We start from the raw sequence: 25,944 nt of genomic DNA, 5'->3' as shown, positions 1-25,944 counted from the left end.
TACCGTGGTGAAATCCGAAGCCGGATTCAAAAAGGGGGCACATGAACCTCTATGTCGGCACCAGCGGATATTCCTATAAGGAGTGGAAGGGCACTTTCTACCCGCGGGAGCTGCCCGACAGGGAGATGCTCCGTTTTTACGCCGAGCGTTTCCGGGCAGTGGAGATCAATAACACTTTTTATCGGATGCCGCTGGCTTCGGTTCTGGAGGCATGGGCGAGCCAGGTTCCCGCCGATTTCAAATTCGTGCTCAAGGCGCCGCAACGGATCACCCACGTGCAGCGGCTGCAAAATGCCGGCGATTCGCTATCCTATCTCCTGGAGGTGGCAGGAACGCTGAAGGACCGCCTGGGGCCGCTGCTGTTCCAGTTACCGCCGGGCTTGAAAAAGGATCTGCCGAGGCTGGCCGATTTTCTGTCGTTATTGCCGCCCCGGAGCCGTATGGCATTCGAATTCCGGCACGCATCCTGGTTCGTGAATGAGGTTTTCGACCTGCTGCATAAACATCAGGCGGCGCTGTGCATTGCCGAGGAAGAGGGGGATCTGCAGGTGCCTTTCGTTGCCACTGCTGGTTGGGGTTACCTCAGGCTGCGCAGGCCCGGTTATGGCCACCAGGAGCTCAAGGCCTGCATAAATCGGCTACAGGAGCAAAATTGGAAGGACATCTTTGTTTTCTTCAAACATGAGGAAGAGGGCAAGGGGCCGCAGCTGGCGCGGCAATTCCTGGAGCTGGCCAGGGAGCGAATGGTTTTCCCCTGATAACTGCTTCCTCTCCCATCAATCAACTCATATTTTCTTCCTTACCATCCTTCCCTAAACGATACTTTTCTATGTCCCTCCATATTCAGTTTGTCCACCGGAAAAAAATCCCCTTTATCAAAAACTGTAAATTTGACTGATCTTGCCGATAAGTAGACCAGTGGCAGAACTGGCTTCATTGTTCAGGCCCGAAAGGGGGGGCGCAGCATGGGATGGTACGCCAATCTGAAAATAGGCAAGAAGCTTGCCTGCGGCTTTTCCGTGATCATTGTTCTTTCCATCCTCATCGGCATCATCGGGGTCCAGGGCATGCGGAGCATGGACGACACCCTTGATGAAATGTACAACAATAGCATGCAGTCGGTGTTCCTGGCCAATCAGCTCTATGTGGATGTGCTTTACCATTACCGGCGGGTTTACCGCTACGCCTTGACCCCAAGCCAGGAAGTGAAGGATACCGTAGCGTCCCAGACCCGGATAAATGAAAAGTCCATAGCTGAAGTCCTGGACAAGTATCACAAGATGGAGCTGAATGCGCGGGAGATGGAGCTTGTGGGCCAGTTCGAAAAGATCTGGCCTGAATATCTCGTGGTCAAGGAACGGGTCTTCAGGCTGTCCAGGGGACACAGGGCACCGGAGGCCGATGCGGTGCTGGAAAAAGACGGGCGGGAGATTTTCAAGAAGCTGGACGATACCCTGGCAGAGCTGATTCGTATGGAAATGGCCCATGCAAAGGAGGAACGGGGATGGGCTTCCAACCTGTTCCATTCCCGCATCGGCTGGTTTATCGTCATGGTGCTGTTTGCGGTAACGGCCGGATTCATCATGGCCTCATACATTACCCGGAGTATTGTCCGGCCCATAACGGCTATCCTCGATGCTCTCCTCGTCATGTCCGGCTCATCCATGGAAAAGTCCCGTCTTGCGGAGGGTATTGCCTCCGGTGATCTGAGTCGCGACCTGCCCGATACCCCACCCATCCAGGTGGACCGTTCCACCATTCAACGGGACGAGACCGGTGACCTGACCCGAGCGGTCTGTAACCTGGAGGAATCACAATTGTCGCTGGATGGCGCCTTTCGCCGGATGACCGACTCGCTGCGGCACAACCGGCAGGTGGAGCAGGACCTGGATTGGCTGAAAACGGGGCAGAACGAGCTGAACGCCCTGTTGCGGGGAGAACAGGCCATGGCGGAAATGGCCGAGAAGGTGCTCGCCTTCCTGGCAAGGTACCTGGATTGCGGTGTCGGTACTTTCTATTTCCACGATACCCGTGAAAATATGCTGCGCATCGTTGCCACTTATGCCTTCACCCGTAGGAAGAACCTGAACGACCGACTCGGTCTGGGGGAAGGGATTGCCGGCCAGGCGGCCAGAGAACGGAAAATGATCTGTCTTGCCAACGTTCCCGACGATTACCTGGCCATCGCCTCTTCGTTGGGGGAAGCGGTGCCGCGTAATGTGGCGGTACTTCCACTGGTACACGACAACACCCTCATGGGGGTCGTGGAGTTGGGTGCATTCCACGCGTTTGCCGAGAAGGAGCTGCGGCTGCTCGATTCGGTAATGGAAGGGCTCGCGGTGGGGATCAGCGTCAACATTTCCCGGCAGCGGGTCAATGAACTTCTGGAACAGACCCAGCAGCAGACCGAAGAGCTGCGCGTCCAGCAGGAGGAGCTGCAGCAGTCCAACGAGGAGCTTGAGGAGCGGGCCCAGATGCTGGAACAGCAGCGGGAGCAGATTCGGAACAAGAATCGGGAGGTGGAAGAGGCGAGCAAGGAGCTGCAGAGGAAGGCTGAAGAACTTGAACGAATCAGCGCCTACAAGTCCGAGTTTCTCGCCAACATGTCCCACGAGCTGCGCACGCCCCTGAACAGCCTGATGATTCTCTCCCACCTGCTCATGGACAACAAGGAGGGGAATCTCACTGAGAAGCAGGTGGGATTCGCCTGCACTATCAACGATGCCGGCAACGACCTCCTTAACCTGATCAACGACATCCTGGATCTTTCCAAGGTGGAGGCGGGCCGGTTGGAATTCCACTTCGAGGAGCTGACGGTGCCCGACCTGCTGGAGCCACTGGAGACCATGTTCAGACCGTTGGCCGAACAGAGGCGGCTCAACTTCCGGATTACCGGCGCACCCGACGTACCGGGAAAAATCGTTACCGATGTGCAGCGGACCCAGCAGATCCTGAAAAATCTCCTCTCCAATGCCTTCAAGTTCACCGAACAAGGGGGGGTGGAGTTGACCATCGCCATTGCGCCCCCGGCTGAAAATCCCCTGACGATGCCGGCACTGGCCATTGCAGTCAGGGACAGCGGCATCGGTATCCCTTTGGATAAGCAGGAGCCTGTCTTCAACGCTTTCCAGCAGGGGGACGGCAGCACCAGCCGCAAGTTCGGCGGCACCGGCCTCGGCCTCTCAATCTCGCGGCAGCTTGCCCGCGCCATGCAGGGGGAAATTACCCTTGCAAGTCGTGAAGGGGAAGGGAGCGTCTTCACCGTCTATTTACCGCTGACTCCGCCGGCAGGCATGCCGGCGAACAAAGCGGAGGCCGATAGGGTGGTGCCTGAGTCCGCTCATCTCCAGGGTGCGGAGCGGCAGCCTCCCCGACATCTCACCGTGCCGGCCCCTTCGACCCTGGCCGATGATCGGGAAAAACTCCAAAAGGGACAGCGCAGCATTCTCATTATCGAAGACGATATGAATTTTGCCCGCATTCTCATGGAAATGGTCAGGGAACGGGGCTTTGCCGCTCTGGCTGCAGCAAATGGGGAGGAGGGCCTGTACCTTGCCGACCACTATCTGCCCAACGCCATCATACTGGACGTGATGCTCCCCCACGTGGATGGCTGGGGGGTAATGCAGCTCCTCAAGGAGAATCCCCGCACCCGCCATATCCCCGTCCATTTCCTTACCTGCCTTGAGGACCGGCAGAAGGCCATGGCCATGGGGGCGATCGGCTTCGTTACAAAGCCGGTCAACCCGACCCAGTTGACCGAGCTGTTTGCCACCATAGAAAACGCAATTTCCCGTTCCCTCCGGAAACTGCTCATAGTCGAGGACGACCCGTCAGAGTCCCAGGGGCTGGTAGCCCTCTTGGAAGGGCGTGACGTGGTAATCAGCGTGGCAGGAAGCGGTAAAGAAGCCATGACCCAGCTCTCGCGGGAAACCTTCGACTGCATGGTTCTTGATTTGAGCTTGTCCGACATGTCCGGGTTCGATCTCCTGGAACATATCGAGAAGCAGGATGAAAAACGGCGTCTTCCCGTCATTATCCACTCGGGCAGGAGCCTTTCCCACGAAGAAGAGATCAAGCTGCGCCACTACACGGAAAGCATAATCATCAAAGGGGCCAAGAGCCCCGAGCGGCTGCTGAACGAAGTGACGCTCTTTTTGCACCAGGTGGAGAGCTCCCTGAATCCTGACAAGCAGCGCATGCTGCGTGCCTCCCTGGACAAGGAAACCATGCTGGAAGGGAAGAAGGTCCTGCTGGTGGATGACGACATGCGCAATATCTTTTCCCTCACCAGCATTCTGGCCGAGAAGCACATGATTGTGGTCGAGGCGGAAAACGGCCGTGAGGCCCTGGTGCGCCTGCAAGAGCATCCCGATGTGGACCTGGTGCTGATGGATATCATGATGCCGGAGATGGATGGCTATGAAACAATCAGGACCATCCGCAGAGATCCCCGCTTCGCCAGGCTCAGCGTAATCGCCATGACCGCCAAGGCCCTGAAGGGGGACCAGGAGAAATGCCTTGAGGCGGGTGCCAGCGATTACATCGCCAAACCGATCGATGTGGAAAAACTCCTGTCGTTGATGCGGGTCTGGCTGTATCAAAAGGGTTGAACCATGGAAAACGACGAGCGATTCGCCATAGAGAGCGATCTGCTGCTTGAGGCGATCTACCGCATGTATGGGTATGACTTCCGCGAATATGCCGAAGCCTCCATCAGGCGCAGGTTGACGGTGTGGCTTGCCGGCTCGGGCTTTGCCAGTCTCTCTGAGGCACAGGGCAAGCTGTTGCGGGACCGCGCCCTCTTCGACCAGTTCGTGCGCGGCATCACCGTCAATGTTTCGGAGATGTTTCGTGATCCCTTATTCTTCAGGGCATTACGTGAGCAGGTCGCACCCCGCCTCAAGACCTATTCCTTCGTCAAGATATGGCATGCGGGTTGCGCCACCGGTCAGGAAGTTTACTCCATGGCCATCCTCCTCCAGGAGGAGGGGCTGGGAGGGCGATACCGGATCTATGCCACCGATATCAACGAGGATGTGCTGGACCAGGCGCGGGAGGGTATCTATCCCCTGCAGGATATGCGGCGTTTTACGGAAAATTACCAGAAAAGTGGCGGACGTCGGGACTTTGCCGACTATTACACGGCGCGGTATGACCATGCCATGCTCATGCCGGCTCTGAAGAACGATATCGTCTTTGCCGCCCACAACTTGGCGGTGGATGCGGATTTCGGCGAGATGAACATGGTGTTCTGCCGTAACGTGCTGATCTATTTCAAGGCATCCCTGAAGGAGCGGGTGCTCCGCCTTTTCGATCGTGCGCTCCTTCCAGGGGGCTTTCTCTGTCTCGGCACCAAGGAGACTTTGGAAAATCGTCAGATAGCCGGCAGTTATGACGAGCTCGAACGGGGTACCCGTATCTATGTCAAACGCTACCTGTGACGAAGGCAAAAGTATGTTCAGGGCCGTCGTCATGGGGGTTTCCACCGGCGGCATGCAGGCACTGAAAAGGGTACTCGCTCCACTGCCCGCTGTCTTTCCTCTGCCGATCCTCATTGTCCAGCACATGAGCCCGATTTCGGGAAACGGCCTTGCGACACTGCTGGATCAGTTGTGCCTCGTGCGGGTCAAGGAGGCAGACGAGGAGGAGGTTATCAACGCTGGGCATGTCTATATTGCCCCGGCAAACTACCACCTGCTGGTGGAAAGCGACGGCAGCCTCTCCCTTTCCGCCGAGAAGGCGGTGAATTTCGCGCGCCCTTCGGTGGATGTGCTCTTTGAATCGGCCGCCCTCGCTTTCGGTCCGTCGGTAATCGGCGTTATTCTTACCGGTGCAGGAACCGACGGCGGGCGGGGGTTGCAGTTCATCAAGGCCCACGGCGGGACGGCCATCATCCAGGACCCGGCAGATGCCGAGGCAGCGTCAATGCCCGGATATGCTTTGAGTCTCGTTGTCGCCGATCATGTGGTCACACTGACTGATCTGCCTGAACTGCTGCAGAAACTGGCGGCGCTGGGGCCCTCATGAAGGGTTGGGGGAGAGCGGTGGAAGAGTTGGCTGGAAGTACAAAGGCCACAAGGAGAAATCCGATGCGAACGCACACGGTTTCCATTCTGCTGGTGGATGACAGGGAAGAGAACCTGACGGCGCTTGAGGCGCTCCTTGGGGACCTGGGATTGGCCATGGTCAAGGCCCTGTCCGGCAACGAGGCACTCCGGCTGGCGCTGAGGCAGGACTTCGCCCTGGTGCTGATGGATGTGCAGATGCCGAAGATGGACGGTTTCGAGACCGCTGAGCTGATGCGGGCCAACCCCAAGACCCGGCACATTCCCATCATTTTCGTCACGGCCGGCATGAAAGACCTGAGCTGCCAGTTCAAGGGATATGATGCCGGGGCCGTCGATTACCTGCTGAAGCCTTTGGCTCCGGCGATCCTGCGGAGCAAGGTCAGGGTTTTCTGTGAATTGTATATTCAGCGGTGTGCCTTGGAAGAGCGGGAGGCCTCGCTGGAAGCGCTGGTGGCGGAACGGACCGCCACACTGGTGCGAACGGCGGAAAACCTTCTGGAAAGCGAGGAACGATACCGGAACGCATTCGAACTGGCAGCGGTGGGCATTGCCCATGTGGCTCTGGACGGGCAGTTGGTGCGGGTCAACGTCAGCATGTGCGACGCCCTGGGTTATGCCCCCGGAGAACTGCAGAAGCTTGCCCTGGGTGATATCACCCACGGGGATGACCTGGACCTGGACAAGGAGCAGGTGCAGCTGCTCCTGGCCGGGAAAACCACCACCTACGAAATGGAAAAGCGCTTCCTCCACAAAGACGGCTCGATTGTCTGGGGGCATATGGCAGTGGCCCTGGCCCGCGGCGAGAGGGGCGAGCCGGTCCATTACATCACCGTCATCGAAAATATCACGGCACGGAAAAACCTGGAACAGCAGCTGCGCCAGGCACAGAAGATGGAGGCAATTGGCCAGCTGGCAGGGGGAATAGCCCACGATTTCAATAACCTGCTCAGCGTCATCATCGGCTACGGCAATCTGGCCCAGATGAAAATGGCGGGGAATGATCCCCTCAAGGGCAACCTGGATCAGATCATTGCCGCTGCCGAAAAGGCCGCCCAGCTCACAAAAGGGCTCCTGGCCTTCAGCCGCAAGCAGGAGATGAAACAGCGGCCGGTGGAATTGAACTCCTTGATCGAAAGTGTGATGAAAATCGTGAAAAGGATCATAGGTGAGGATATTCAGCTTGAGACATCTCTCCATGGGGGCCAACTGTGTATCAGCGCCGACAGCGGCCAAATCGATCAGGTGCTTATGAACCTGGCGACCAATGCCCGTGATGCCATGGTGGACGGCGGTAAGCTGGCCATATCCACCGAGCTGCAGGAAATGGAAGAATCCTTCATCTCCCTGTACGGCTTCGGCAGACCCGGTCACTATGCGGTGATAAATGTCTCCGACACCGGCAGTGGCATGGATCAGCAGATCCTGCAAAACATCTTCGATCCCTTCTTCACAACCAAGGAGGTGGGGAAGGGGACCGGCCTCGGCATGTCCATCGTTTACGGGATCATCACCCAGCATAACGGCTACATCAAGGTCTACAGCGAGCCGGGGATCGGCACCACCTTCAGAATCTACTTGCCGTTGATCAAACCCTGTGAAATGGAGGGAGCGAAGCTCTTGCCGGCCCGGCCCAAGGGGGGTAGCGAGACCATTCTGCTGGCCGAGGATGACCAGGCGATCCGGGACATGGAGGGATGCATCCTGCGGGACTTCGGCTATCGGGTCATGGCGGCAAGGGACGGGCAGGAGGCGGTGGATATCTTCCGGGAGAACAGCGGCAGTATCGATCTGGTGCTGCTGGACATGATCATGCCGAAGAAGAACGGTTCGGAGGCCTGCCGCGAGATACTGGCACTCGCCCCCCAGGTGAAGGTCCTGTTCATCAGCGGCTACACCGCCGATCTCATCAAGGAAAAAGGTCTTCTGGATAAGGAGATCGAACTGATCATGAAGCCCATTTCACCCCCCGAGCTGGCCAGGAAGGTGCGGGAGTTGCTGGACAGGTAGTGATGGCGGGTCTGAATCAATGACTGAGCTTGGCACTGGCCAGGCGATTAAGACTGACTCCTGCCTCAGCAGCTTCAACTGCTAATTGGCGGTGTACCTCTGGCGGCACGCGGACCATGAATTTGCCGCTGAAATGTTTGGTGGAAATTGGCTCTGGTATCGCTTCTCCGCTTGTGAGCATGTCGGCAACGACATCGCTGACCAGCTTGCGTATTCCTTTCAGTGCCGCTTCCGGTGTCCGGGCAAGCCAGCTCAGGCTGGGAAACTCGGCGCAAAGTCCCACATATTCTGCATCGTCTTCCGACCATGTTACCCGGTAAGTAAATTTGTCGTTTTTACATCCCATTTTCCACCTCTAACCGCTCAATTGCTTTCAGCACCTGCTTGACTTGGTAGACCTTTGCCATTCCCTTGCTGTTCTGGATGTTCACCCGCGGGTCTCCGATCCAAGGGGTTTTATAGACCCGATGGCTACCGCTTGTCTGCCGTGCCTCTCCAAAATAATGATCGCACACCTTGCACAGGTCGGCAAAGCGAACCCCGGCAGGATTGGTGCGCATCAGTTCAACGATGTCCATCAGATTCGTCATGGTTACGAAATGGTATCAATAATGATACTATATGTCAATGATGGGTAAATAGGGTCAACACTTCTCGCCCTAGCGTTTGCGCTTTGCTTGCCACAGCTTTCTGGCCAGCCAAAGCATGATGGCGGAAAGCAGTGGCAGGGAGATGAAGAAGACCATTCCAGCTGCGCCGTCCACCAAGGGGTGCCCGGCGGCGAATGGCATCCAGTAAAGGAAGAGCAAAATGGCCACAAAGGAAATAAGAATAGCTTCTTTTCTTATCACAGTCATTTTCTCTCTGACGGCCGCATTTCCAGAAACCCCCTCAACTCCTCCTCGGCAGCCTGGTAATCTTCCAGTGACAGTTTGAAGTCCTCTACCCAATCGCGGTTCTTGTAATAGACCTTGTCGTAGTAGTTCTTCACCAGCTCGGCCATGAAGGGTTGCAGTTCCCACCGTTCCAGGTAATCTGCAATCTCGGCGTATTTGTCGCCGCCAAGCCGCTTCCTGATTCTTTCAAGGGCCACCGCCATCCCTTCCTTGAACTCCTGCCGGCCATATTCGTCGATGAGCCGCTGCACCCTGGTCTCCAGCGACGCATGGCACCAGACCTTGGTGCTCTCCTGCATCACTTCGTACATGTTGCCGGGGAGGGACAGCCGGCCGATCCGCTTGCTTTCCCCTTCAACGATGAGCGGCTTGTCGGCGGGCACCTTGCGCAGGGCATCCCAGAGCCGGCTTTCGAACCATTTCTGGGATGGGTCCTGGACGAGCCCCAGCTCGCCGAAGGCGGAGCCCCGGTGGGCAGCGAGCCCTTCCAGATCGATGACGGAAAAATGGTTGCGGTCGAGGCCAAGGATGAAGGGGGTTTTGCCGATGCCGGTCATGCCGTGGATGACCACCAGCCTGGCGGGGGGCTGGAAATCGTCGAAATATGCCAGAACGTGGCTGCGGTAAACCTTGTAACCTCCCTGCAGTTGAACGGCATCATAACCGGTCAGATCAAGGATGGAGGTGACGGTCTTGCTGCGCAGCCCGCCGCGCCAGCAGTAGACCATGATCGGCCGCCCTGCCGCAAGCCTGCCTATTTCCGCAACCAGCTCGGGAAAGCGGGGGGCGGTCAGCTCCAATCCGCGGATACGGGCCTCCTTCGGGCCGGTCTGCTTGTAAAGGGTGCCGATCTCTACCCGCTCGTCATTGGACAGGAGCGGCACATTGACGGCGCTGGGGATGTGGTCTTCCTCGAACTCCAGCGGGGTGCGCACATCCACCAGCAAATGACTGTCGAGAAGGGATTGGTCAAAGGTAACGGTTCTTGGCAAAGCAAAACTCCTGGGGAAATTGCGCCCATTATAGAGAGCGGTGAAAGCTATTGCAAGGAGAAGGGAATTTTACTCGCGTACCATGACTATTGGACATAAGGGTGTAGAATTGAGCTGGATTTCATTATCGTTGTGGAAGCGGTTTCATGCACCAGATTGCCATTGAAGAATTTTGCCGCAGGCTTGGCACCTCCGCCGAACGGGGGCTCGATCCTGCTGAGGCTGCCCGCCGTCTGCAGAAAGAGGGGCCCAATAGCCTGATCCAGCACAAGCGGGAAGGGGAACTCGTCAAGTTTTTCAAGCAGATGACCAACCTTTTCGCCCTGTTGCTTTGGATCGGCGCAGGACTCTCCTTTGCCGCCGAATGGCTTCAACCTGGTCAAGGCAATATCTTCATCGCCATCGCCCTGGTGGGGGTGGTGCTGATGAATGGCACCTTCAGTTATTTTCAGCAACACAAGGCCGAGCAGATCATGGCCTCCTTCCGGGACATGCTTCCCCAAATGGCCAAGGTCATCCGGGGGGGCGAGCTCAGGCAGATCCCCGCTGCCGAACTGGTCAGGGGCGATCTGATTCTGGTGGAGGAAGGGGATCAGGTGCCGGCGGATGCCCGCCTGGTGGAGGTCTCGGAACTGAAGGTGAATAATGCCTCCCTGACGGGGGAATCCGAACCGCAGCTGCGGACGACTTATCCCACGGACAAGCATCTCCTGGAGAGCCGCAACGCGGTTTTTTCCGGGACCATGGCTCAATCGGGGCAGGGGCGGGCGCTGGTTTTTGCCACGGGCATGAAGACCCAGATCGGGCGTGCCGCTGACCTGACCCAGGCAGTGTCGGTGCGGGAGATTCCCATCCGCAACGAGATTCGCCATTTCACCCGCATCATTTCCCTCATCGCCGTCGTCATGGGCTGTGGCGTCTTTATCGTCAGTTTATTCATCCTGCAGAACCCCCTGTTGAGCAAATTGATCTTCGCCATCGGCATCATTGTCGCCAATGTTCCGGAAGGGCTGCTTCCAACCGTCACCCTCTCCCTTTCCATCGCTGCCCGGCGTATGGCGGAAAACAAAGCACTGGTCAAGAACCTGGAATCGGTGGAGACCCTCGGCTGCACTACGGTGATCTGCACCGACAAGACCGGCACTCTGACCTGCAACAGCATGGAGGTGAAGAGGCTTTTTCTCAACGAATGTATTCACACGGAGGTGGACACTGAGCTGGAGAAGGAGGAGCTGGAAAAGTTCCTGCTGGTGGCGAGCCTGTGTAACAATGCCCATTTGAAGCAGGACGAGGGGAGCGGCTACCTGGGCGATCCGACCGAGGGGGCGCTGCTGGCGTTCTGCAGAAAATTCCATGACGTGACCTCCCTGCAACAGAGCTGTCCCCGCCTCTATGAGGAGCCCTTTACCGCTGCCACAAAGATGATGATGACTATCAACAATGTCGCGGGGAAACAGCTTGCCTGCCTGAAGGGGGCACCGGATCTGGCCATCGCCCTGTGCGACAGCATTCTCATCAATGGATCGCCCCAGCCCCTGACGGAAAGCCATCGAAAGGCCTATCTTGCGGCTTACGAGGAGTTCGCCGGCAAGGGAGAACGGGTGCTGCTCCTTGCCTATCGCGAGGTTGAAACTCGGGAGACCTGGACAAACGGTGATCTGCCGAAGGATGGCTTCATTTTCATCGGCCTTGTTGGCATGTTCGACCCGCCACGCCCTGGTGTTGCCGATGCGGTGCGGGCGATCCGCACCGCGGGAGTCCGTATCATCATGTTGACGGGGGATTACCAGACTACCGCCCTGGCTATCGGCCGGATGATCGGCATCGTGACCATCGATAATCCAAAATTGATTCTGGGCAAGGAACTGAGGGACATGGGCGATGCCATGCTCGACTGGGAACTGGAGGAGAAGGAAGTCATCTTTGCCCGTCTCTCTCCGGAGCAGAAGCTGCGTATCGTCCAGGCCCTGCAGCGCCATGGCCATGTGGTGGCGGTAACCGGTGACGGAGTCAATGACGCGCCGGCGCTGAAGCAGGCGGACATCGGGGTCGCCATGGGGCTTTCGGGGACGGATGTGGCCCGGGAGGCGGCTGACATGGTCCTTTTGGACGATAATTTCGCCACCCTGCTTCCGGCCATCAAGGAGGGGCGCACCATCTTCGAAAACCTGAAGAAGTCCATCGCCTATACGGTCACCCATGCGGTCCCTGAGGTGGTACCTTACCTGGCGTTTCTTCTCTTCGGCATTCCCCTGCCGCTGACGGTGATGTTGATCCTGTCCATAGACCTGGGAACCGATATGCTCCCTGCAATTGCCCTTGCCTCAGAACGGTCGGAGCGGGACATCATGCAGCTTCCCCCCCGCTCCCGGTCGGAACGGCTGGTCAATGCCCGGCTCATTTTTCTCGCCTACGGCTTCAAGGGGACGATCGAAGCTGCGGCGGGGTTCTATGCCTACTTTACCGTGCTCCTCGCAGGGGGCTGGCATTACGGAACGCCACTGCCGGCGGAAACGGAGCTCTACCGGCGGGGAATAGCTGCCTTTTTTGCGGCCATAGTCCTCTGCCAGTTGGCCAATGTCCTTGCCGGAAGGGTTCAGCGGCAGTCACTGCTGCAGCAGGGCTTCTTTTCCAACACGCGGTTGTGGCTCGGCATTTTTTTCACGCTGGTCCTGGCGCTGTCCATCATCGAGTTGCCGCCGTTGCATCTGCTTTTCGGCACTGCGTCGCTCCCCGTGGGGGACCTTTTGATAGCCTGGCCTTTTGCAGTGGCAATCCTGCTGCTTGATGAATTACGGCGCTGGCTGATACGGCGCAATGTGCGCTGGGTGATACGGTTGACTGCTGGTTGACATTTTGGTTATCGGTCCTAAAATATGAAAAGCTTAATTAACTGATTGCTTCCCCAATCCCGTCTCAAAGGGTGTGTATTCCGGTTAATCCTTGATCGCAAGCTTGTTACGTGCTATAAAAAGCTCATTTTTTTATTTACATAAAAGTCTTTAAATAACACTAAAAGGAGGCGATATGGCAAACGGTTCGGATTTTACAAAAGCACTGGAGATTGGCCGTCCACCCAACGTGGCAAAGCTGTTCCCCAATTCAAAAGCGCTCCTGGTGAGCGGCAAGGTTATAGACCGGGCAATGCTGGCCAAGGGTAACGCCATTGCTCTGGCTGCCAACGGCAGAAACCATTTCGTCATCAGGGGGGTCCTGGCAGCGGCCCAGCGTGCGAATGCGGCGGTAATCATCGAGATTGCCAAATCGGAAGGGGGACGATCCGCCTATTGCCCTGTCAACTACTGGAACATGGCCCGTCAGGTGGATGCGGTCTGCAACGAGCTGGGCATAACCGTGCCGGTCGCCATCCATGCGGACCACTACGGCATCAAGAGTGATAAGGATCTTGCCGAGGCCAAAGTCGAGGTTCCGACCATGTTCGAGGCGGGGATCACCTCCATTGCCATCGATGCCTCCCATCTCCCCGACGACAAGAACCTGCTGGCCAACCTCGCCATAAACCCTTCGATCCCTGCCTGGGCAGGTCTTGAGACAGAGGTTGGTGAGATCAAGGGGAGCCAGGGGCTTTCCACGGTTCCCGAGGCGCTCTTCCTCATTCAGGGGCTGAACGCCCACGACATCTTTCCCGACTGGATCGCCCTCAACAACGGCACCACTCACGGTCTTGAGGCGAGCGACGCCGGCATCCAGGTGGGGCTGACCGCCGAGATTCACAAGGCGCTGGAGAAATACAAGGTCTCCGGCGCCCAGCACGGCACTTCCGGCAACAGTTCGGAAAGGTTGCGCCAGATCGGGAAGAATACTGCAACCACTAAGGCCAACGTTGCCACGGCGCTGCAGATGATCTCCTGGGGGCTTGAGGTGAACGATTACGGCAATGCCCAGCTGGATGCGAGCGGCAACTTCATCAAGGTCAAGGGTGAAGGGGTCACCGAGGAGATGTGGGCCGAGATGGTTGCCTACGCGGATTCAAAAGGGTGGAAGAAAGGTGATTACAAGAGCCTCAACCTCCCCTTCGAAAACAAGCTGCTGGCCCAGCCGAAAGAGGTCCGGGAGCGCATGGCCAAGCGGGTGGAAGACTTCGCCTACAAAATGATCACCGAGGTCCTCAACTCTAAGGATACGGCCCCTCTGGCGATCCAGGCCATCCTCAAGGCCGGTTCCTATGACGTGGGACCGAAAGTGGGACGCATAGAAGACCCGGCCCGGTGGACCGAGGGCAAGATAATAGAACGGGCTGCCACCATCGGCGGAGACAAAGGGCCGGCGGGAAATTTCGACGACTGATCTTCCCATGCCAAGATGAAATGCCAGCGACCCCCACCTGCCACAAACCCGGAAAACGGGGCGATGTTGCAGCTGGGGGTTTTCCTTTATTGCTTGTGGAACTTTCATCACTGTTATGCTACCGTGTTTGTGTTCGAAAAGGATCCTCCGGGACCCACAGCTCCACTTCCTGACCAAGATGCCCGAGACGGATCTGAAGGAGGTCGACCATGGTGAACCACCGCAATTTTTCCCGGGTCAACTTTACCATAGATGTATTGGTGACTCAGGCGGGAAAGACCATCACCGGCCATATGAGAAATATCAGTCTGCAGGGGCTGTACTTGGAAACGCCCGAGAAGCTAGCGGACGATCTCCCTGTGGATATTTCCGTTCGTCTCGGGGGAGCGGACCCCGAATTCGCCATCAATGCGACCGGGGCCATTGTCAGGACCGATGAAAGCGGCATCGCCATCAAGTTCAGCAAGATCGATGCGGATTCTTTCGCCCACCTGCGCAATGTCGTCTCCTATCAGTGCGGCGACGGAGACAAGGTCATGGGGGAATTCTTCAAGTACCTGGACGGCCAGAGCAGAAATGAGTAGTCTTGAAACTGTCGGAACAGAACAAACGGTGAACCGGGTGGAAGCAGCACGGCCGGAGATCCTGGCGCTGAGGGCTTGGTTTGCCGACTATTGCCGATCCTTCGCCTTTACTGATGAAAAGGAACAGCGCAATATCTCCCTCAAGGAATACCATACCCACAAGGTCTGCGAAAATATCCTCTCCATTGCCGATGGCGAATCCTTAAGCAGAAAAGAGCGGGAAACTGCCGAGATCATCGCCTTATTCCACGATGTGGGGCGTTTTGAGCAGTATCGTCGCTACCGGACCTTCAAGGACAGCGACTCCATCAACCATGCTGCCCTTGGGGCCGATATACTTCGGGAAAAAGAGGTCCTGGCCTCCCTCGGGGAAACGGAGCGGGCGATCGTCCTGAAGGCTGTCAGTCTGCACAACGTTTTCATGATTCCACCGAATCTGGACCGGGAAGAGGCCCTGTTTCTCAAGTTGATACGCGATGCGGACAAGCTGGATATCTGGCGGGTCTTCATCGAATTTTATGCCATGCCTGAGGCCGAGCGGGCCTCGGCGGTGGGGTTGGGATTCTCCGACCTTCCCGGATACTCCTCTGACGTGCTGGCGATGGTCAACGACCGGCGCATGGTGAGCCTCTCCATGCTGAAGACCCTCAACGACTTCAAGCTGCTGCAGCTCTCGTGGGCCTACGACCTGAATTTTCCCACCTCGTTCCGGATAATGGAAGAACGAGGGTACATCGACTCCCTGTCGGCCACGCTCCCCAAAGACGAGGCAATCCGGGGTGCGCTTCGCGGCATCGGTGAATTCGTGCGCGAAAAGCTGGCATATTCTTGCTGATGGAGGATTTTATATGAAGTGGCGGAACCTGACCATTTTGCTGTTGCTGTTATTCTCCGCGGGGCTGGCGTCAGCAGACTGCTTCTGCAAACAGCCTGCGAAACCGGAGCTCCCTTCCGATCGGGCCGATGCCAAGGAAATGGAGAAGGCAGGCAAGGACGTGGACACGTACACCAAAGGGATGAAAGACTACCGCGACTGTGTGCTGTCCTGTCTCAACAGGGCGGACAACGACCTGGCCGGGGTGATTTCGGGCTGGAACTATGCCGTTGAACGGTTCAACGAGGTGAAAAACAAATAACATTTCCTGCAAGCACCACAGCTGATACTAAAAGGAGTAAACACATGAAAAAGACAGCGAGAACAATGGCAGTCCTGGCAGTTCTTTCGCTTTTGACACTGACTTTTATGGAACCGGCAGCCGATGCCAGAGTCGGGGGAGGGCGATCCATGGGGAGCCGCGGATCGCGCAGCTATTCCCTGCCCGCCAGTCCCTCTACCAGGACTAGCCCTTACCAGGCCGGGCCCACAAATCCGGTCGGAGGGACCTACAATCCTTCACCCTATCAACAGCAACCGGCGGGAGGCTTCCTGCGCGGCATGGCCGGCGGGATCATGGGGGGGATGCTCGGCGGCATGCTCTTCAGGAGCCTTGGCTTCGGCGGCGGAGCCATGGGAGGAGGCGGTATCGGCCTGTTCGAGATACTGCTCCTGGCGGGGATCGGTTATCTCATCTACCGCTTTGTAAAAAAAAATCGTGAGGCTGCCCCGGCAGGATATGGGCAGACCGGCTATCAGGGGGGAACGGTAACGCCCATTTCCAGTGCCTATCAGGGTCAGGAATCAGCTTCCGACTTGGTAGCCACCGGCCTCTCCCATGTCCGGCAGATGGACCCCTCCTTCGACGAGCAGCGCTTCAACGATGGGGTTATGGACATGTTCTTCAAGATCCAGGGTGCCTGGATGAACCGGGACCTTTCACCGGTCGGCGGCATTCTTACGGACGAGATGCGACGGATATTGCAGGAGGATGTGGACCGCCTCTTGCGCGACAGGCAGGTGAACCGCCTGGAAAACATTGCCGTGCGTACCGTGGAAATTGCCGAAGTCTGGCAGGAGTCGGGCCAGGATTTCATCACCGCCCTCATCTACGCCAACCTTCTGGACTACACCACCGACGATGCTACTGGAGCGGTTGTATCGGGCAGCAAGACCGAGCCGGTGAAATTCGAGGAATACTGGACCTTCACCAGACCGGTGGGAAACAACCAGTGGCGGCTGTCGGCCATTAATCAGAAATAAGCTAATATGTTCAGATGGGAAAAAAAGGCGCCTCAGGCAATGTGGCGCCTTTTTTGTTGCCGGCAGGCGAGCTAGCTGACCTGTATTGAATCACTCGTGTCGGGTCAGCCTGCTCATGCCTGAAATGGCGCCGCTGGCGAAGGCCATGAGCCAGAGGCTGTAAATGGTGAGACTGACACGATGGAAGGTGCGGTTAATGACCTCGGCGCGGTTCAGGCAAGAGGCGATCAGCGCAAGGAGGAAATGGAAGGCCATGCCTGCGAGAGACGAGATGCCAGTGATATTGTGCCACTGCGGCGCTTTCCCATAGGCCATGGCAAAGAGATTCATCTGTCGCGTGCCCAGGTAATCGAAAAAGAGGCCGATGCCGAAGACCAGCAAGTGCTTGCGGTGCAGCCCCTGCTTTCTGCCGCTGAAAACGGCGTAAGTGTAAAAGATCAGGGCCAGGTTCATGAACAGTATGGCTTTGGGCAGCATGCGTGTTCCTTATTTATCCGCTAACATGCCGGTTTGGCGGAGGGCCTCGTAGAGGACGATGCCTGCGGAGGTGGAGAGATTCAGGCTGCGGACCTTGCCGAAGATGGGAATGCGCACGGAGGTTTCCGGGTTTGCGGCGATGAGCTCTTCCGGTAGTCCCATGGTTTCCTTGCCGAAAACGATGAAATCGCCCGGTGTAAATGCCAGGTTCACGTAGCTCTTCGCCACCTTCTTGCTGGTATAGATGAACCGCCCCTCGGGGTAAGCTGCTTGCAAAGTCTCCAGGTCGGGCCAGTAGCGGATATCCACTTCACTCCAGTAATCCAGCCCTGCTCTCTTGAGCGTTTTATCATCGGTGGCAAAGCCCAGTTTCCCCACCAGATGGAGTGTGGTCCCGGTTGCTCCGCAGAGGCGGGCAATGTTGCCGGTGTTCGGGGGAATTTCCGGTTCCACCAGCACGATGTGAAATCCTGTGTTCTCGGCCATTTTCTGACTCCCGTTGCCGTTCTTGCAAATTTTCGATTCTGGGGCTATGATGCAGCCCTTATTCCCAGTAGCAGGAGGTTCGTGTGAGATTACCTGACAACAAAGGTCATTTTGGCCCGTTCGGCGGCAGATACGTGTCGGAAACCCTGATGCCGGCCCTGCTCGAACTGGAGCAGGCTTATAATTATTATAAAAAGGACCGAAAGTTCAAGGAAGAATTCGACTATTACCTGCGCCAGTACGTGGGGAGGCCCAATCCGCTCTATTTTGCGGAAAAGCTCACCAGGAAGCTGGGAGGGGCGAAAATCTATCTGAAGCGTGAAGACCTGAATCACACGGGCGCCCATAAGGTCAACAACACCATCGGCCAGGGGCTTTTGGCCAGACGCATGGGGAAGAAGCGTGTCATTGCCGAAACCGGAGCCGGGCAGCACGGCGTTGCCACGGCAACCATCGCCGCCCTCTTCGACATGGAATGCGAGGTCTTCATGGGGGAAGAGGATATCCGGCGGCAATCCCTGAATGTCTTCCGCATGAAGCTTCTAGGCGCAAAGGTGACGCCGGTTACGGCTGGAACCGCCACCCTCAAGGACGCCATGAACGAGGCAATGCGAAACTGGGTGACCCATGTGAAGAGCACTTTTTACGTAATCGGAACCGTTGCCGGTCCCCATCCCTATCCCCAGATGGTGCGGGACTTCCAGTCGATCATCGGTCGAGAGGCGAAAAAGCAGCACCTGAAAGTGGAAGGGAAGCTGCCCGACTACCTGGTGGCGGCGGTCGGCGGCGGCAGCAATGCTCTCGGCCTCTTTTATCCCTTTATTGACGATGCCGATGTCAAGATGATCGGTGTCGAAGCGGCAGGCTACGGCATAGAGACCGGCAAGCATGCGGCCACTCTCACTGCGGGAACGGTCGGTGTCCTCCATGGCAACAAGACCTATCTGCTCCAGGACGAGTTCGGCCAGATAGCCCATGCCCATTCCATTTCCGCCGGGCTCGATTACCCCGGCGTAGGACCCGAGCATGCCTGGTTGAAGGATTCCGGGCGTGCGGAATACGTATCGGTAACCGACGATGAGGCCATGGAGGGGTTCAAACTGCTTACCCGCGAGGAGGGAATTCTGCCGGCTCTGGAATCATCCCATGCCATTGCCCATGTCATGAGACTGGCGCCGAAGCTTCCACCGGAAAAGACCATCGTCGTCTGTCTCTCGGGCAGGGGGGATAAGGATATCCACACCGTTGCCGGAGTTATGGGCGTTTCATTGTAAACCGCAGTTTGTTTCTTGTAAGTGACTGATTTTAAAAGATAAAGCCAGTTTTTGCTTTGCAAACAGCATTTTTTATTGTATAAGGTTGCACCCTGCCATAACGACAGGTGAGAGAAAAAAGGACCCATAGAACGGGTCCTTTTGGCGTTTAAATGGGGCATGAAAAATTGCCGCTTGCAAATAAAGTCTGATCTATTATAATCCACTCATAATTAGGGTTGCTTAATCCTAAAATCCAAAGAAAGGAGATTTTGGCCGGAAACGATACTGGAACTTCTGAGGGTCGCATTGGACCAGCCGGCAAAGCCTGATAAAACCGACACTCTTTATTATGAAAAAAACAATTTTGATTATGGCAGCAATGCTTCTCATGGGGGTATCGTGCGACAAGTCCCACGTAAACCAGGCACAAACGCCTGTTGTTGGTGGAGATACGGAGCTCGATCGCGAGATTCGCAAGGTCATGGAAAAGGGGATAAACCTGGAAGAAAGAAGACGCCAGGTGCCCGCCATAGCCGCAGCTTTTGCCCGCCGGACCAGTCCGGAGCGGGCGCGCTGGCTGGCCGCACTTTGCTACTTGAAAACACTTGGGACTTCATTCATGCCGATGGATCTCGCAGAGATCGCCCTGGCGGAAACTGGGGAACATCGCCTTTCGGCGAGGGCCGTCTCACATAAGGGGGCGCTGGGGGTCTGGCAATTGATGCCTAGCAGGGCCAAGAGCCATGGCTATGAGCCGGAGGACATGGCCGACGATGAAAAATGTGCCTCTGCCGCAGTTAGGGAACTGCTGAGCAAGGTGTCTATGGCCAAGGGTGACTTGGTGAGGGCGAAAAAATTATACTGCGGGGTGGGGCCGGCTGCAAATGCCTACGAGGTAAGACGCCGCCAGTTCCGCAGGGAGATCCTCGACGAGCTGGGCAAGCTGGGGCTCAAAGAAGCAAACGCAAAACAATACAAGGTTGAACGGCCTTCATAGCCGGAAAAGAAATCCGGTGTCGCCGACAACCTGAATGTGCTAAGCTGGGCGGGTCCGAAAGGGTCCGCCCAACTTTTTTTTGAGGTTCTTAAGACATTTCCGGGAAGGCAGTCGTGGCATCGGGAGTGAGCGACGAGCTACAGCGGCGAGCGGACGCCCGCCGTATGTTGAGCGAAGGTGATCCGCCACTTCGAGCATCGTGCGCTATGATATGGGCGGCACCGCAAGGTCCGCAGCTGTGGCGACAGAGTGAACGGACGATGCCGCGACTGCCTTTTGTAACCTAGAATTCACGTGTGAACCGTTTTTTGAGAGATAAGAAGATGAACGTATTGGATGTGGTGGGCCTGGAAAAGAGTTTCGGTGCCCGAAAAATCATCGATAATGTCACTTTTGCCGTTGGAGAAGATGAAAAGATCGGTCTGATCGGCAGGAACGGTGCTGGTAAATCGACCCTGCTCATGATCCTCGGGGGGATGGAAGACCGTGAAGGGGGCACCATCGCCATGAAGCGGGGCGCCACCACGGGCTACCTTTCCCAGGAACCGTTGCTGGATCCCGAGCTGACCGTTGCAGAAGAGATAGAGCGCGGCCTGAGGGAAATCCGTCAGGCCATGGCGGAGTACACCGAGCTGTCTGCCCGGATGGCAGCTGGCCCTGCAGACATGGAACGCCTGCTGAAGAGGCAGGGGGAGCTGTCGGGATGGATCGAGCATCACGGCGGGTGGAACACCGATTATCGCGTCGGAGAAATGATGACCCATCTGCAGCTTCCCGAGCCGGGCCAACGGATTGCGGAGCTGTCCGGCGGCACCAAGCGACGGGTGGCCCTTGCAAAACTGCTCCTGGAGGGCCCGGATCTGCTCATGCTCGACGAGCCCACCAACCATCTGGATGCCGATACCACGCAATGGCTGCAGGACTACCTGAAGAACTATCCCGGCGCAGTGGTACTCATAACCCACGACCGGTATTTCCTTGACCAGGTGGCCACCCGGATGCTGGAGCTGGATGCTGGCGCCATCTCCTCATACAGCGGCGGCTATACCAGTTATCTTGAGCAGAAGGAGGAGCAGCTTCTCCGGGAAGAGCAGTCCCGGTCACGTCTTTTGAACCTGCTGCGCGTGGAAACCGCCTGGATCAGGCGGGGAGCCAAGGCCAGAACCACCAAGCAGAAGGCGCGTATCGACCGGTATGAGGCCCTGCAGGAAAAGAATGTGGTGCAACAGGTGAAGGACAGCAGGATTGCCTTCACCACCGACGCGACCCTCGGCGGAACGGTCCTGGAATTCCATGACCTGGGCAAATCTTTCGGTTCGCGAACCCTCCTGACGGAGCTGACCTTCCTCATGAAACGGGGAGACCGGATCGGCATCATCGGCCCCAACGGCTGTGGGAAAAGCACACTCCTGAAGATGATCATGGGTGAGGAGCATCCCGACCGTGGCTCCGTCGTTGTCGGCAAAAAGACGCGCATCGCCTATTTCGACCAGACACGGGAGGTGCTCGATCCGGAACAGACCATTTATGATTTTCTCGGCGAAGGGGACTATGTGCAGCTCGGCGGGACAAAGCGGCACAAGATCGGCTACCTGGAAGACTTTCTCTTTTCCCCTTCCGACCGCAGGCGTAAAATAGCCACCCTCTCCGGAGGAGAGAAAAGCCGCCTTATCTTTGCCAGGCTGATGCTGCAGGATGCGAACCTGCTCATCCTGGACGAACCGACCAACGACCTGGATATCCCAACTCTGCAACTGCTCGATGAATCCTTGGCCAATTTCCCCGGCTGCGTGCTGATGGTCACCCACGACCGTTTTTTCCTCGACAAGGTCGCCACCGGCATCCTCGCCTTTGAGGGCAACGGCAAGGCGGTCTTTTACGAGGGGAACTACAGCCATTATCGCGACATGCAGGAGCAGGCGCGGCTGGAAGAAAAAAGCGCTGCCCAGGGGAATGAGCGCAGGCCGGCCAAGGCTACTCCCCGTGAGCAGGTAAAACAGAAGAAAGGGCTCACATTTGGGGAGCGGCTCGAACTGGAGAAGCTGGAGCCGTTGATCGAAGAGCTTGAGCAGCATAAGGCCGCTCTTGAGGCAAAACTGGCGAATCCTCTTGAATACGCAAAATCAGCAGAGGGAATTTCAGGGCTTTCAGCTGACTATTCGAAGCTGGAGCAGGAACTTGCGGGCAAGTATGCACGGTGGGAAGAGTTGGAGATGAAAAAAGCTCAATCCTGATCAGTTGGAATCGAACCGGAAAAGAAAAAGCCCGCCTGAAAGACGGGCTTTTTCAGCTTGTAAATTAGTTCTATGGCCTACTGCCGCCAGGGCCTCCAAGAAGGTATCGGATTGCATTCTGCTGTACCGTGAGGAGCGATGCGCCGGAGTAATTAACGCTGCTGTTCCACGGGCTCTTGCCGACGGTGAGGCTGTTGATGGCCGCTTCCACATCGTTGTTCAGCACCCCATCATTGAGCCAGTCGATGGAGTCGTAAATGAGGCGCTTGACGTAGCGATCATTGTGAGCGTAGGCACCCCAGTCGCTTTTCAGGACGTTGTAGTTGGTATAGGCCCCCATCGTATCCGGACCGCTTGTGCTGCCGTAGAGTCTGTTCCAGTTGTAGTTTGTCGGTATCCCCCAGCTTGTTGCAGTTCTGGAAACAACAACCCCCTTTTTGTAGAACGTGGCGTAAAGTACGGTGATTGCTGCCTGGAAACCTGTACGCTTTTCCTGGAGCGTGCTTGCAGTCCAGGCATTGGTACCGGTGTGGCACTTGACACAGGTCTGACTGCTGATGCTCCCGATTACACCCACTGAGGGGTCGGTCTCAGTGGGCTCGGTAGAAAATGCCACAGGCCTGAAAGAATGGGATTCGGTACTGTTCATGTGGCAGGTAATACAAGGGCCAAGGTTGCCGGTAGCATTGGTGTTCGATATTCCCACCTGGCTGTGGAGGGGCGCAGCTGACGGATAATCGCGACCTGCATATTCATAACCGATTATCTGAAATAAAGTGGCGGCACCGGGGAATGCATGTGAGCCGCCGATGCTGGTGCCGGTGCTGAAGTTGAGAAAGTAAGGTGCTCCAGCTGCAATCTTGATCATGTTGCCGTAGCCTCTGCCCGTGTGACAGCTGATGCACATGTTGGAAGGGCCTGCATTGGGGTAAGTAACAACATTGTTATTGAATTTGACCGGAAGACCCGTGGCAAGGGAAACAGCTCTTGATCCAGGGTTAGTGGCGGTACTTGCTCCTGAGTAGTTGTAATAGATATGAACCTGGGGCACCGATCTGAGTTTAAAGCCATAGGCGTTGCCTTTGCCATCGTCGTGGCAGGCATTGCAGGCGGTTACCTCTTTTGTTTTATCGCTTGAAGCTGCGGGGTATTGGACCACCTGATAACCGGGGCCGGCAAACGGTTGCTGAACCGCGAAACCGGAACTGACAAAGTTGATATAGCCGGTGGTGGTGTGGCAGCGGACGCAGTTCCTATCAAATGTTGTATTCACCGGCTGATAAGTTCCATTGGTCTTGAAATCATATGCAGTGCGCGGCGATCCGACAGTGTCGCCGTGGCCGCTCCTTGCCCATTGCCGTCCATTTCTCATGGCAGTGGAGGGATCATGGGGATTGTGGCATTTACGGCAGTTGCCGACGTAATTGGAGCTGACGTAGGAGGCACGGCCACGGACGTTGCTGATGCTTGCGGTCATGTTGCCAAAATGTTGCGGTGCGTTGATCAGCATAACGTCTTCCGGATGCGAGAGCCCATGGCATTTGTAGCACATGGCGGCTTTCTCTGGATTGTGAAATTCGAGACCCGCGGTCGTCGAGCCGCCGTGGCACCCCCCGCAGTTGCTGGGATGACCGTTGCCGCTGCCGTGACAGTCAATGCAGCTTGCCCCATGCAATGCCCCGTGTGCCGACCTTGCCCACTCATCGGTGATTTTGGCGCCAGTCACCTTTGAAACGGCACGGGAGACGTTGTGGCATGTGATGCATTTTTCGGAGGCTGCAAAGGTCGATTGGGTCAGACTGGCAGTATTGTCGCTGCCGCAAGCTGTCAAGAAAAACAGCAGTGAGAATAAAAGCAGCGTTAAAGGATAAAAGACTCTCATTCATTTGCCTCCTTTAATCAAAAAGCGACACTATAGTTACTGTTAATTGTCAAGCAGGGGAAAATATAAGGTAGATAACTGTTTTAGTAAATAAATTTCTTAGAGGACACGGACGGCAGTTGACTTACATGATGCAATATTGTAATAGTGGGTTGCGTCATTTTTTGTTTAAATGACGCATGTTTAAAAGCTTTATGGGTTTAATTTGATGTTTTTAATTTGACAGGAGGATGTTACATGCAAAGCCGTGCCGCGATTGCCCTGCTCTTGTTGACTGCAGCAGCATGCGTACTGGTGAATGTCGACAGTGCCCATGCCATACCTGCTTTCAGCCGTCAGCATAAAACTGAATGTTCCACCTGTCATACCATATACCCGGAACTTAACGAGTACGGAGAAGCCTTCCAGAGAAACAGCTATGTGCCGCTGGTTAAGAAATCCGAGACTAAAGCACCTGCGCCTGCCGCCGGCGCCGCGGTCTCCGGAGAGGGGGACCCCGAACTGCTGGCGCAGCTGAAATCCCAGGCCGCTACTGGCCAGGTGGACGGGAAAACAGCTCCTGAACAGAAGGTGCAGGGCAACGAGGGGCTTTGGCTTGCCGGTATTCCCGAGCTTCTTCCCGTTTCCTTCAGGGCTACCCAGAACATTGTCTATAACAACGATGCCGCCGACAATCACAAGTTCGATTTCGCCACCCGGACCTTTGTCCTCAACGGCGGCGGCGCGTTCAGGGATAAGGCCGGCTTTTACGCCTCATTTATCCTCAGCAGTCACGCCCAGGACAGTGTCGGCAGAGACAGGGATCTCCATGAGCTGTTCATCCAGTGGCGAAATCTGCTGGACACCCCGTTCAACATCAAGTTCGGTCGCTTCGAGCCGCGGCTGAACCTGTGGAAGTCCAACAACAAGATTACCACCGCTTCCACATTGGCGCCCCTGTCCTTCAGCGTCGCCGGGGTATTCCCCAGCCGCTTTACCCAGACATCCAGTCAGGACGCTCTTGAGGCCAATGCCATACTCTGGAAGCGGGTCTTCGTCGCCGGCGGCATCGTCGATCGGGATGGCCAGGATCGCAAAGAAGGGTACGGCCATATTTCGGTTAAGCTGGGGGGGACGGACTTCCATGGTGAGGAGCCTGAGATGGACCTGGAAAACGAGAGCATCTTCGACTACCTGACGGTGACGTTCGGCGGTTTCGGTTATGCGGGGCGCAACACCTTCGATGATACGGGCATCGGCGCGCAGAACCGCTTCTATCGTGCCGGGGGGGACATGGACCTACAGTATAAACGGCTGCGGATCAAGGTGAGTGGCGTTCACGGCTGGGACGAAAATCCCGATTACAGCAGCTTTACCCCCGTGGAGCGCGATTCCGTCGTTATCGGCTCCGAAGCGGAATACTACCTGGGCTCCCCGGTCAATGCCGCTCTTCTCTTTCGTTACGAATATCAGGACGACGGAGTGGGCATAACTCGCCGTTACGTGCCTGTCGTCGCCTACACCCCCCTGCAGAACGTCAAGCTGACCCTCGAATACCGGTACGAAGACGCTCCAGTGGCCATATCGAGGATAGCACTTGCCGGTGTCACATACGCCTTCTGAAAACGACCAATACGA

22 protein-coding genes are annotated in these 25,944 nt (G+C 56.5%); 15 read left to right on the top strand and 7 right to left on the bottom strand.

Translation table 11 applies throughout. The features are described from left to right. Positions 1 to 41: 41 nt before the first annotated feature. The 5 genes from ML541_RS08865 to ML541_RS08845 all read left to right on the top strand — a co-directional run bounded on the left by ML541_RS08865 (position 42) and on the right by ML541_RS08845 (position 8,078). Positions 42 to 758, top strand: a complete 717-nt coding sequence (locus ML541_RS08865) for a DUF72 domain-containing protein (protein ID WP_243372390.1) — start codon at positions 42 to 44, stop codon at positions 756 to 758. Between the two features lie 207 nt (positions 759 to 965). Next, complete coding sequence (locus ML541_RS08860; RefSeq protein WP_243372389.1) at positions 966 to 4,613, top strand: response regulator; 3,648 nt, start codon at positions 966 to 968, stop codon at positions 4,611 to 4,613. A 3-nt stretch (positions 4,614 to 4,616) separates the two neighbouring features. After that, positions 4,617 to 5,444, top strand: coding sequence for a protein-glutamate O-methyltransferase CheR (locus ML541_RS08855; RefSeq protein WP_243372388.1), 828 nt, complete (start codon positions 4,617 to 4,619; stop codon positions 5,442 to 5,444). Between the two features lie 13 nt (positions 5,445 to 5,457). Next, positions 5,458 to 6,030 (top strand): chemotaxis protein CheB, encoded by a 573-nt coding sequence (locus tag ML541_RS08850; protein ID WP_243372387.1) that lies wholly within the window; start codon positions 5,458 to 5,460, stop codon positions 6,028 to 6,030. 62 nt (positions 6,031 to 6,092) lie between these two features. Beyond that, positions 6,093 to 8,078, top strand: a complete 1,986-nt coding sequence (locus ML541_RS08845; RefSeq protein ID WP_243372386.1) for a response regulator — start codon at positions 6,093 to 6,095, stop codon at positions 8,076 to 8,078. Between the two features lie 16 nt (positions 8,079 to 8,094). Here ML541_RS08845 and ML541_RS08840 read toward each other — a convergent pair whose 3' ends face one another. The 4 genes from ML541_RS08840 to mnmH form a co-directional block, all read right to left on the bottom strand. Continuing rightward, positions 8,095 to 8,424 (bottom strand): type II toxin-antitoxin system HicB family antitoxin, encoded by a 330-nt coding sequence (locus ML541_RS08840; protein WP_243372385.1) that lies wholly within the window; start codon positions 8,422 to 8,424, stop codon positions 8,095 to 8,097. Then, a complete protein-coding gene (locus ML541_RS08835; RefSeq protein WP_347710796.1) occupies positions 8,414 to 8,668 on the bottom strand; it encodes a toxin HicA in 255 nt (84 codons plus the stop codon). The genes ML541_RS08840 and ML541_RS08835 overlap by 11 nt, the downstream gene beginning before the upstream one ends. 69 nt (positions 8,669 to 8,737) lie before the next feature. After that, positions 8,738 to 8,935 (bottom strand): hypothetical protein, encoded by a 198-nt coding sequence (locus ML541_RS08830; RefSeq protein ID WP_243372381.1) that lies wholly within the window; start codon positions 8,933 to 8,935, stop codon positions 8,738 to 8,740. Next, complete coding sequence (mnmH, locus tag ML541_RS08825; protein WP_243372379.1) at positions 8,932 to 9,966, bottom strand: tRNA 2-selenouridine(34) synthase MnmH; 1,035 nt, start codon at positions 9,964 to 9,966, stop codon at positions 8,932 to 8,934. The genes ML541_RS08830 and mnmH overlap by 4 nt, the downstream gene beginning before the upstream one ends. A gap of 146 nt (positions 9,967 to 10,112) precedes the next feature. Here mnmH and ML541_RS08820 point away from each other — a divergent pair, with 146 nt between their 5' ends. The 6 genes from ML541_RS08820 (at position 10,113) to ML541_RS08795 (ending at position 16,995) form a co-directional block, all read left to right on the top strand. Then, positions 10,113 to 12,818 carry an HAD-IC family P-type ATPase gene (locus ML541_RS08820; RefSeq protein ID WP_243372377.1) on the top strand — a complete coding sequence of 902 codons (2,706 nt, stop codon included), beginning with the start codon at positions 10,113 to 10,115 and terminating at the stop codon, positions 12,816 to 12,818. A gap of 175 nt (positions 12,819 to 12,993) precedes the next feature. Beyond that, entirely contained in the window at positions 12,994 to 14,274 is a 1,281-nt protein-coding gene (locus tag ML541_RS08815; protein ID WP_243372375.1) for a class II fructose-bisphosphate aldolase, read from the top strand. Between the two features lie 209 nt (positions 14,275 to 14,483). Then, positions 14,484 to 14,858, top strand: a complete 375-nt coding sequence (locus ML541_RS08810; RefSeq protein WP_243372372.1) for a PilZ domain-containing protein — start codon at positions 14,484 to 14,486, stop codon at positions 14,856 to 14,858. Beyond that, positions 14,851 to 15,693, top strand: a complete 843-nt coding sequence (locus tag ML541_RS08805; protein ID WP_243372371.1) for an HD domain-containing protein — start codon at positions 14,851 to 14,853, stop codon at positions 15,691 to 15,693. The genes ML541_RS08810 and ML541_RS08805 overlap by 8 nt, the downstream gene beginning before the upstream one ends. 13 nt (positions 15,694 to 15,706) lie before the next feature. Then, positions 15,707 to 15,994, top strand: a complete 288-nt coding sequence (locus ML541_RS08800) for a hypothetical protein (RefSeq protein WP_243372369.1) — start codon at positions 15,707 to 15,709, stop codon at positions 15,992 to 15,994. Between the two features lie 44 nt (positions 15,995 to 16,038). Beyond that, positions 16,039 to 16,995, top strand: coding sequence for a Tim44 domain-containing protein (locus ML541_RS08795; protein ID WP_243372367.1), 957 nt, complete (start codon positions 16,039 to 16,041; stop codon positions 16,993 to 16,995). Positions 16,996 to 17,085: 90 nt separating this feature from the next. Here ML541_RS08795 and ML541_RS08790 read toward each other — a convergent pair whose 3' ends face one another. Both ML541_RS08790 and ML541_RS08785 read right to left on the bottom strand, forming a co-directional pair. Next, positions 17,086 to 17,472: an HsmA family protein gene (locus ML541_RS08790; RefSeq protein ID WP_243372366.1), complete on the bottom strand. Its 387-nt coding sequence runs from the start codon at positions 17,470 to 17,472 to the stop codon at positions 17,086 to 17,088. A gap of 9 nt (positions 17,473 to 17,481) precedes the next feature. After that, on the bottom strand, positions 17,482 to 17,958 hold the full coding sequence (locus tag ML541_RS08785) for a tRNA (cytidine(34)-2'-O)-methyltransferase (RefSeq protein ID WP_243372365.1): 477 nt from the start codon (positions 17,956 to 17,958) through the stop codon (positions 17,482 to 17,484). 83 nt (positions 17,959 to 18,041) lie between these two features. Between ML541_RS08785 and trpB the strand changes: the two genes are divergently transcribed. From trpB to ettA, 3 genes are all read left to right on the top strand, one after another. Then, positions 18,042 to 19,232: a tryptophan synthase subunit beta gene (gene trpB, locus ML541_RS08780; RefSeq protein WP_243372364.1), complete on the top strand. Its 1,191-nt coding sequence runs from the start codon at positions 18,042 to 18,044 to the stop codon at positions 19,230 to 19,232. A 331-nt stretch (positions 19,233 to 19,563) separates the two neighbouring features. Next, positions 19,564 to 20,211, top strand: a complete 648-nt coding sequence (locus ML541_RS08775) for a transglycosylase SLT domain-containing protein (RefSeq protein ID WP_243372363.1) — start codon at positions 19,564 to 19,566, stop codon at positions 20,209 to 20,211. A gap of 323 nt (positions 20,212 to 20,534) precedes the next feature. Continuing rightward, on the top strand, positions 20,535 to 22,445 hold the full coding sequence (gene ettA / locus ML541_RS08770) for an energy-dependent translational throttle protein EttA (RefSeq protein WP_243372362.1): 1,911 nt from the start codon (positions 20,535 to 20,537) through the stop codon (positions 22,443 to 22,445). 70 nt (positions 22,446 to 22,515) lie between these two features. Here the strand turns inward: ettA and ML541_RS08765 are convergent, their stop codons facing one another. After that, entirely contained in the window at positions 22,516 to 24,327 is a 1,812-nt protein-coding gene (locus ML541_RS08765) for a cytochrome c3 family protein (RefSeq protein WP_243372361.1), read from the bottom strand. A gap of 237 nt (positions 24,328 to 24,564) precedes the next feature. On the opposite strand from ML541_RS08765, the gene ML541_RS08760 reads away from it, so the two are divergent. Next, complete coding sequence (locus ML541_RS08760) at positions 24,565 to 25,929, top strand: hypothetical protein (RefSeq protein ID WP_243372360.1); 1,365 nt, start codon at positions 24,565 to 24,567, stop codon at positions 25,927 to 25,929. The last annotated feature ends 15 nt before the right edge of the window (positions 25,930 to 25,944 follow it).

The sequence above is a fragment of the Geotalea sp. SG265 genome (assembly GCF_022808985.1).
Taxonomy (GTDB): domain Bacteria; phylum Desulfobacterota; class Desulfuromonadia; order Geobacterales; family Geobacteraceae; genus Geotalea.
This window is presented reverse-complemented; position numbering and strand designations above follow the sequence as displayed.

Bases quoted from the DNA above. Each gene is read 5' to 3' on its own strand.
- ML541_RS08820 (WP_243372377.1), top strand. From the start codon at position 10,113: ATGCACCAGATTGCCATTGAAGAATTTTGCCGCAGGCTTGGCACCTCC.
- ML541_RS08790 (WP_243372366.1), bottom strand. From the start codon at position 17,472: ATGCTGCCCAAAGCCATACTGTTCATGAACCTGGCCCTGATCTTTTAC.
- ML541_RS08850 (WP_243372387.1), top strand. From the start codon at position 5,458: ATGTTCAGGGCCGTCGTCATGGGGGTTTCCACCGGCGGCATGCAGGCA.
- ML541_RS08785 (WP_243372365.1), bottom strand. From the start codon at position 17,958: ATGGCCGAGAACACAGGATTTCACATCGTGCTGGTGGAACCGGAAATT.
- ML541_RS08845 (WP_243372386.1), top strand. From the start codon at position 6,093: ATGCGAACGCACACGGTTTCCATTCTGCTGGTGGATGACAGGGAAGAG.
- ML541_RS08840 (WP_243372385.1), bottom strand. From the start codon at position 8,424: ATGGGATGTAAAAACGACAAATTTACTTACCGGGTAACATGGTCGGAA.
- ML541_RS08855 (WP_243372388.1), top strand. From the start codon at position 4,617: ATGGAAAACGACGAGCGATTCGCCATAGAGAGCGATCTGCTGCTTGAG.
- ML541_RS08800 (WP_243372369.1), top strand. From the start codon at position 15,707: ATGAAGTGGCGGAACCTGACCATTTTGCTGTTGCTGTTATTCTCCGCG.
- ML541_RS08760 (WP_243372360.1), top strand. From the start codon at position 24,565: ATGCAAAGCCGTGCCGCGATTGCCCTGCTCTTGTTGACTGCAGCAGCA.
- ML541_RS08805 (WP_243372371.1), top strand. From the start codon at position 14,851: ATGAGTAGTCTTGAAACTGTCGGAACAGAACAAACGGTGAACCGGGTG.
- ML541_RS08810 (WP_243372372.1), top strand. From the start codon at position 14,484: ATGGTGAACCACCGCAATTTTTCCCGGGTCAACTTTACCATAGATGTA.
- ML541_RS08795 (WP_243372367.1), top strand. From the start codon at position 16,039: ATGAAAAAGACAGCGAGAACAATGGCAGTCCTGGCAGTTCTTTCGCTT.
- ML541_RS08860 (WP_243372389.1), top strand. From the start codon at position 966: ATGGGATGGTACGCCAATCTGAAAATAGGCAAGAAGCTTGCCTGCGGC.
- ML541_RS08765 (WP_243372361.1), bottom strand. From the start codon at position 24,327: ATGAGAGTCTTTTATCCTTTAACGCTGCTTTTATTCTCACTGCTGTTT.
- ML541_RS08835 (WP_347710796.1), bottom strand. From the start codon at position 8,668: ATGACGAATCTGATGGACATCGTTGAACTGATGCGCACCAATCCTGCC.
- ML541_RS08775 (WP_243372363.1), top strand. From the start codon at position 19,564: ATGAAAAAAACAATTTTGATTATGGCAGCAATGCTTCTCATGGGGGTA.
- ML541_RS08815 (WP_243372375.1), top strand. From the start codon at position 12,994: ATGGCAAACGGTTCGGATTTTACAAAAGCACTGGAGATTGGCCGTCCA.
- ettA (WP_243372362.1), top strand. From the start codon at position 20,535: ATGAACGTATTGGATGTGGTGGGCCTGGAAAAGAGTTTCGGTGCCCGA.
- ML541_RS08830 (WP_243372381.1), bottom strand. From the start codon at position 8,935: ATGACTGTGATAAGAAAAGAAGCTATTCTTATTTCCTTTGTGGCCATT.
- ML541_RS08865 (WP_243372390.1), top strand. From the start codon at position 42: ATGAACCTCTATGTCGGCACCAGCGGATATTCCTATAAGGAGTGGAAG.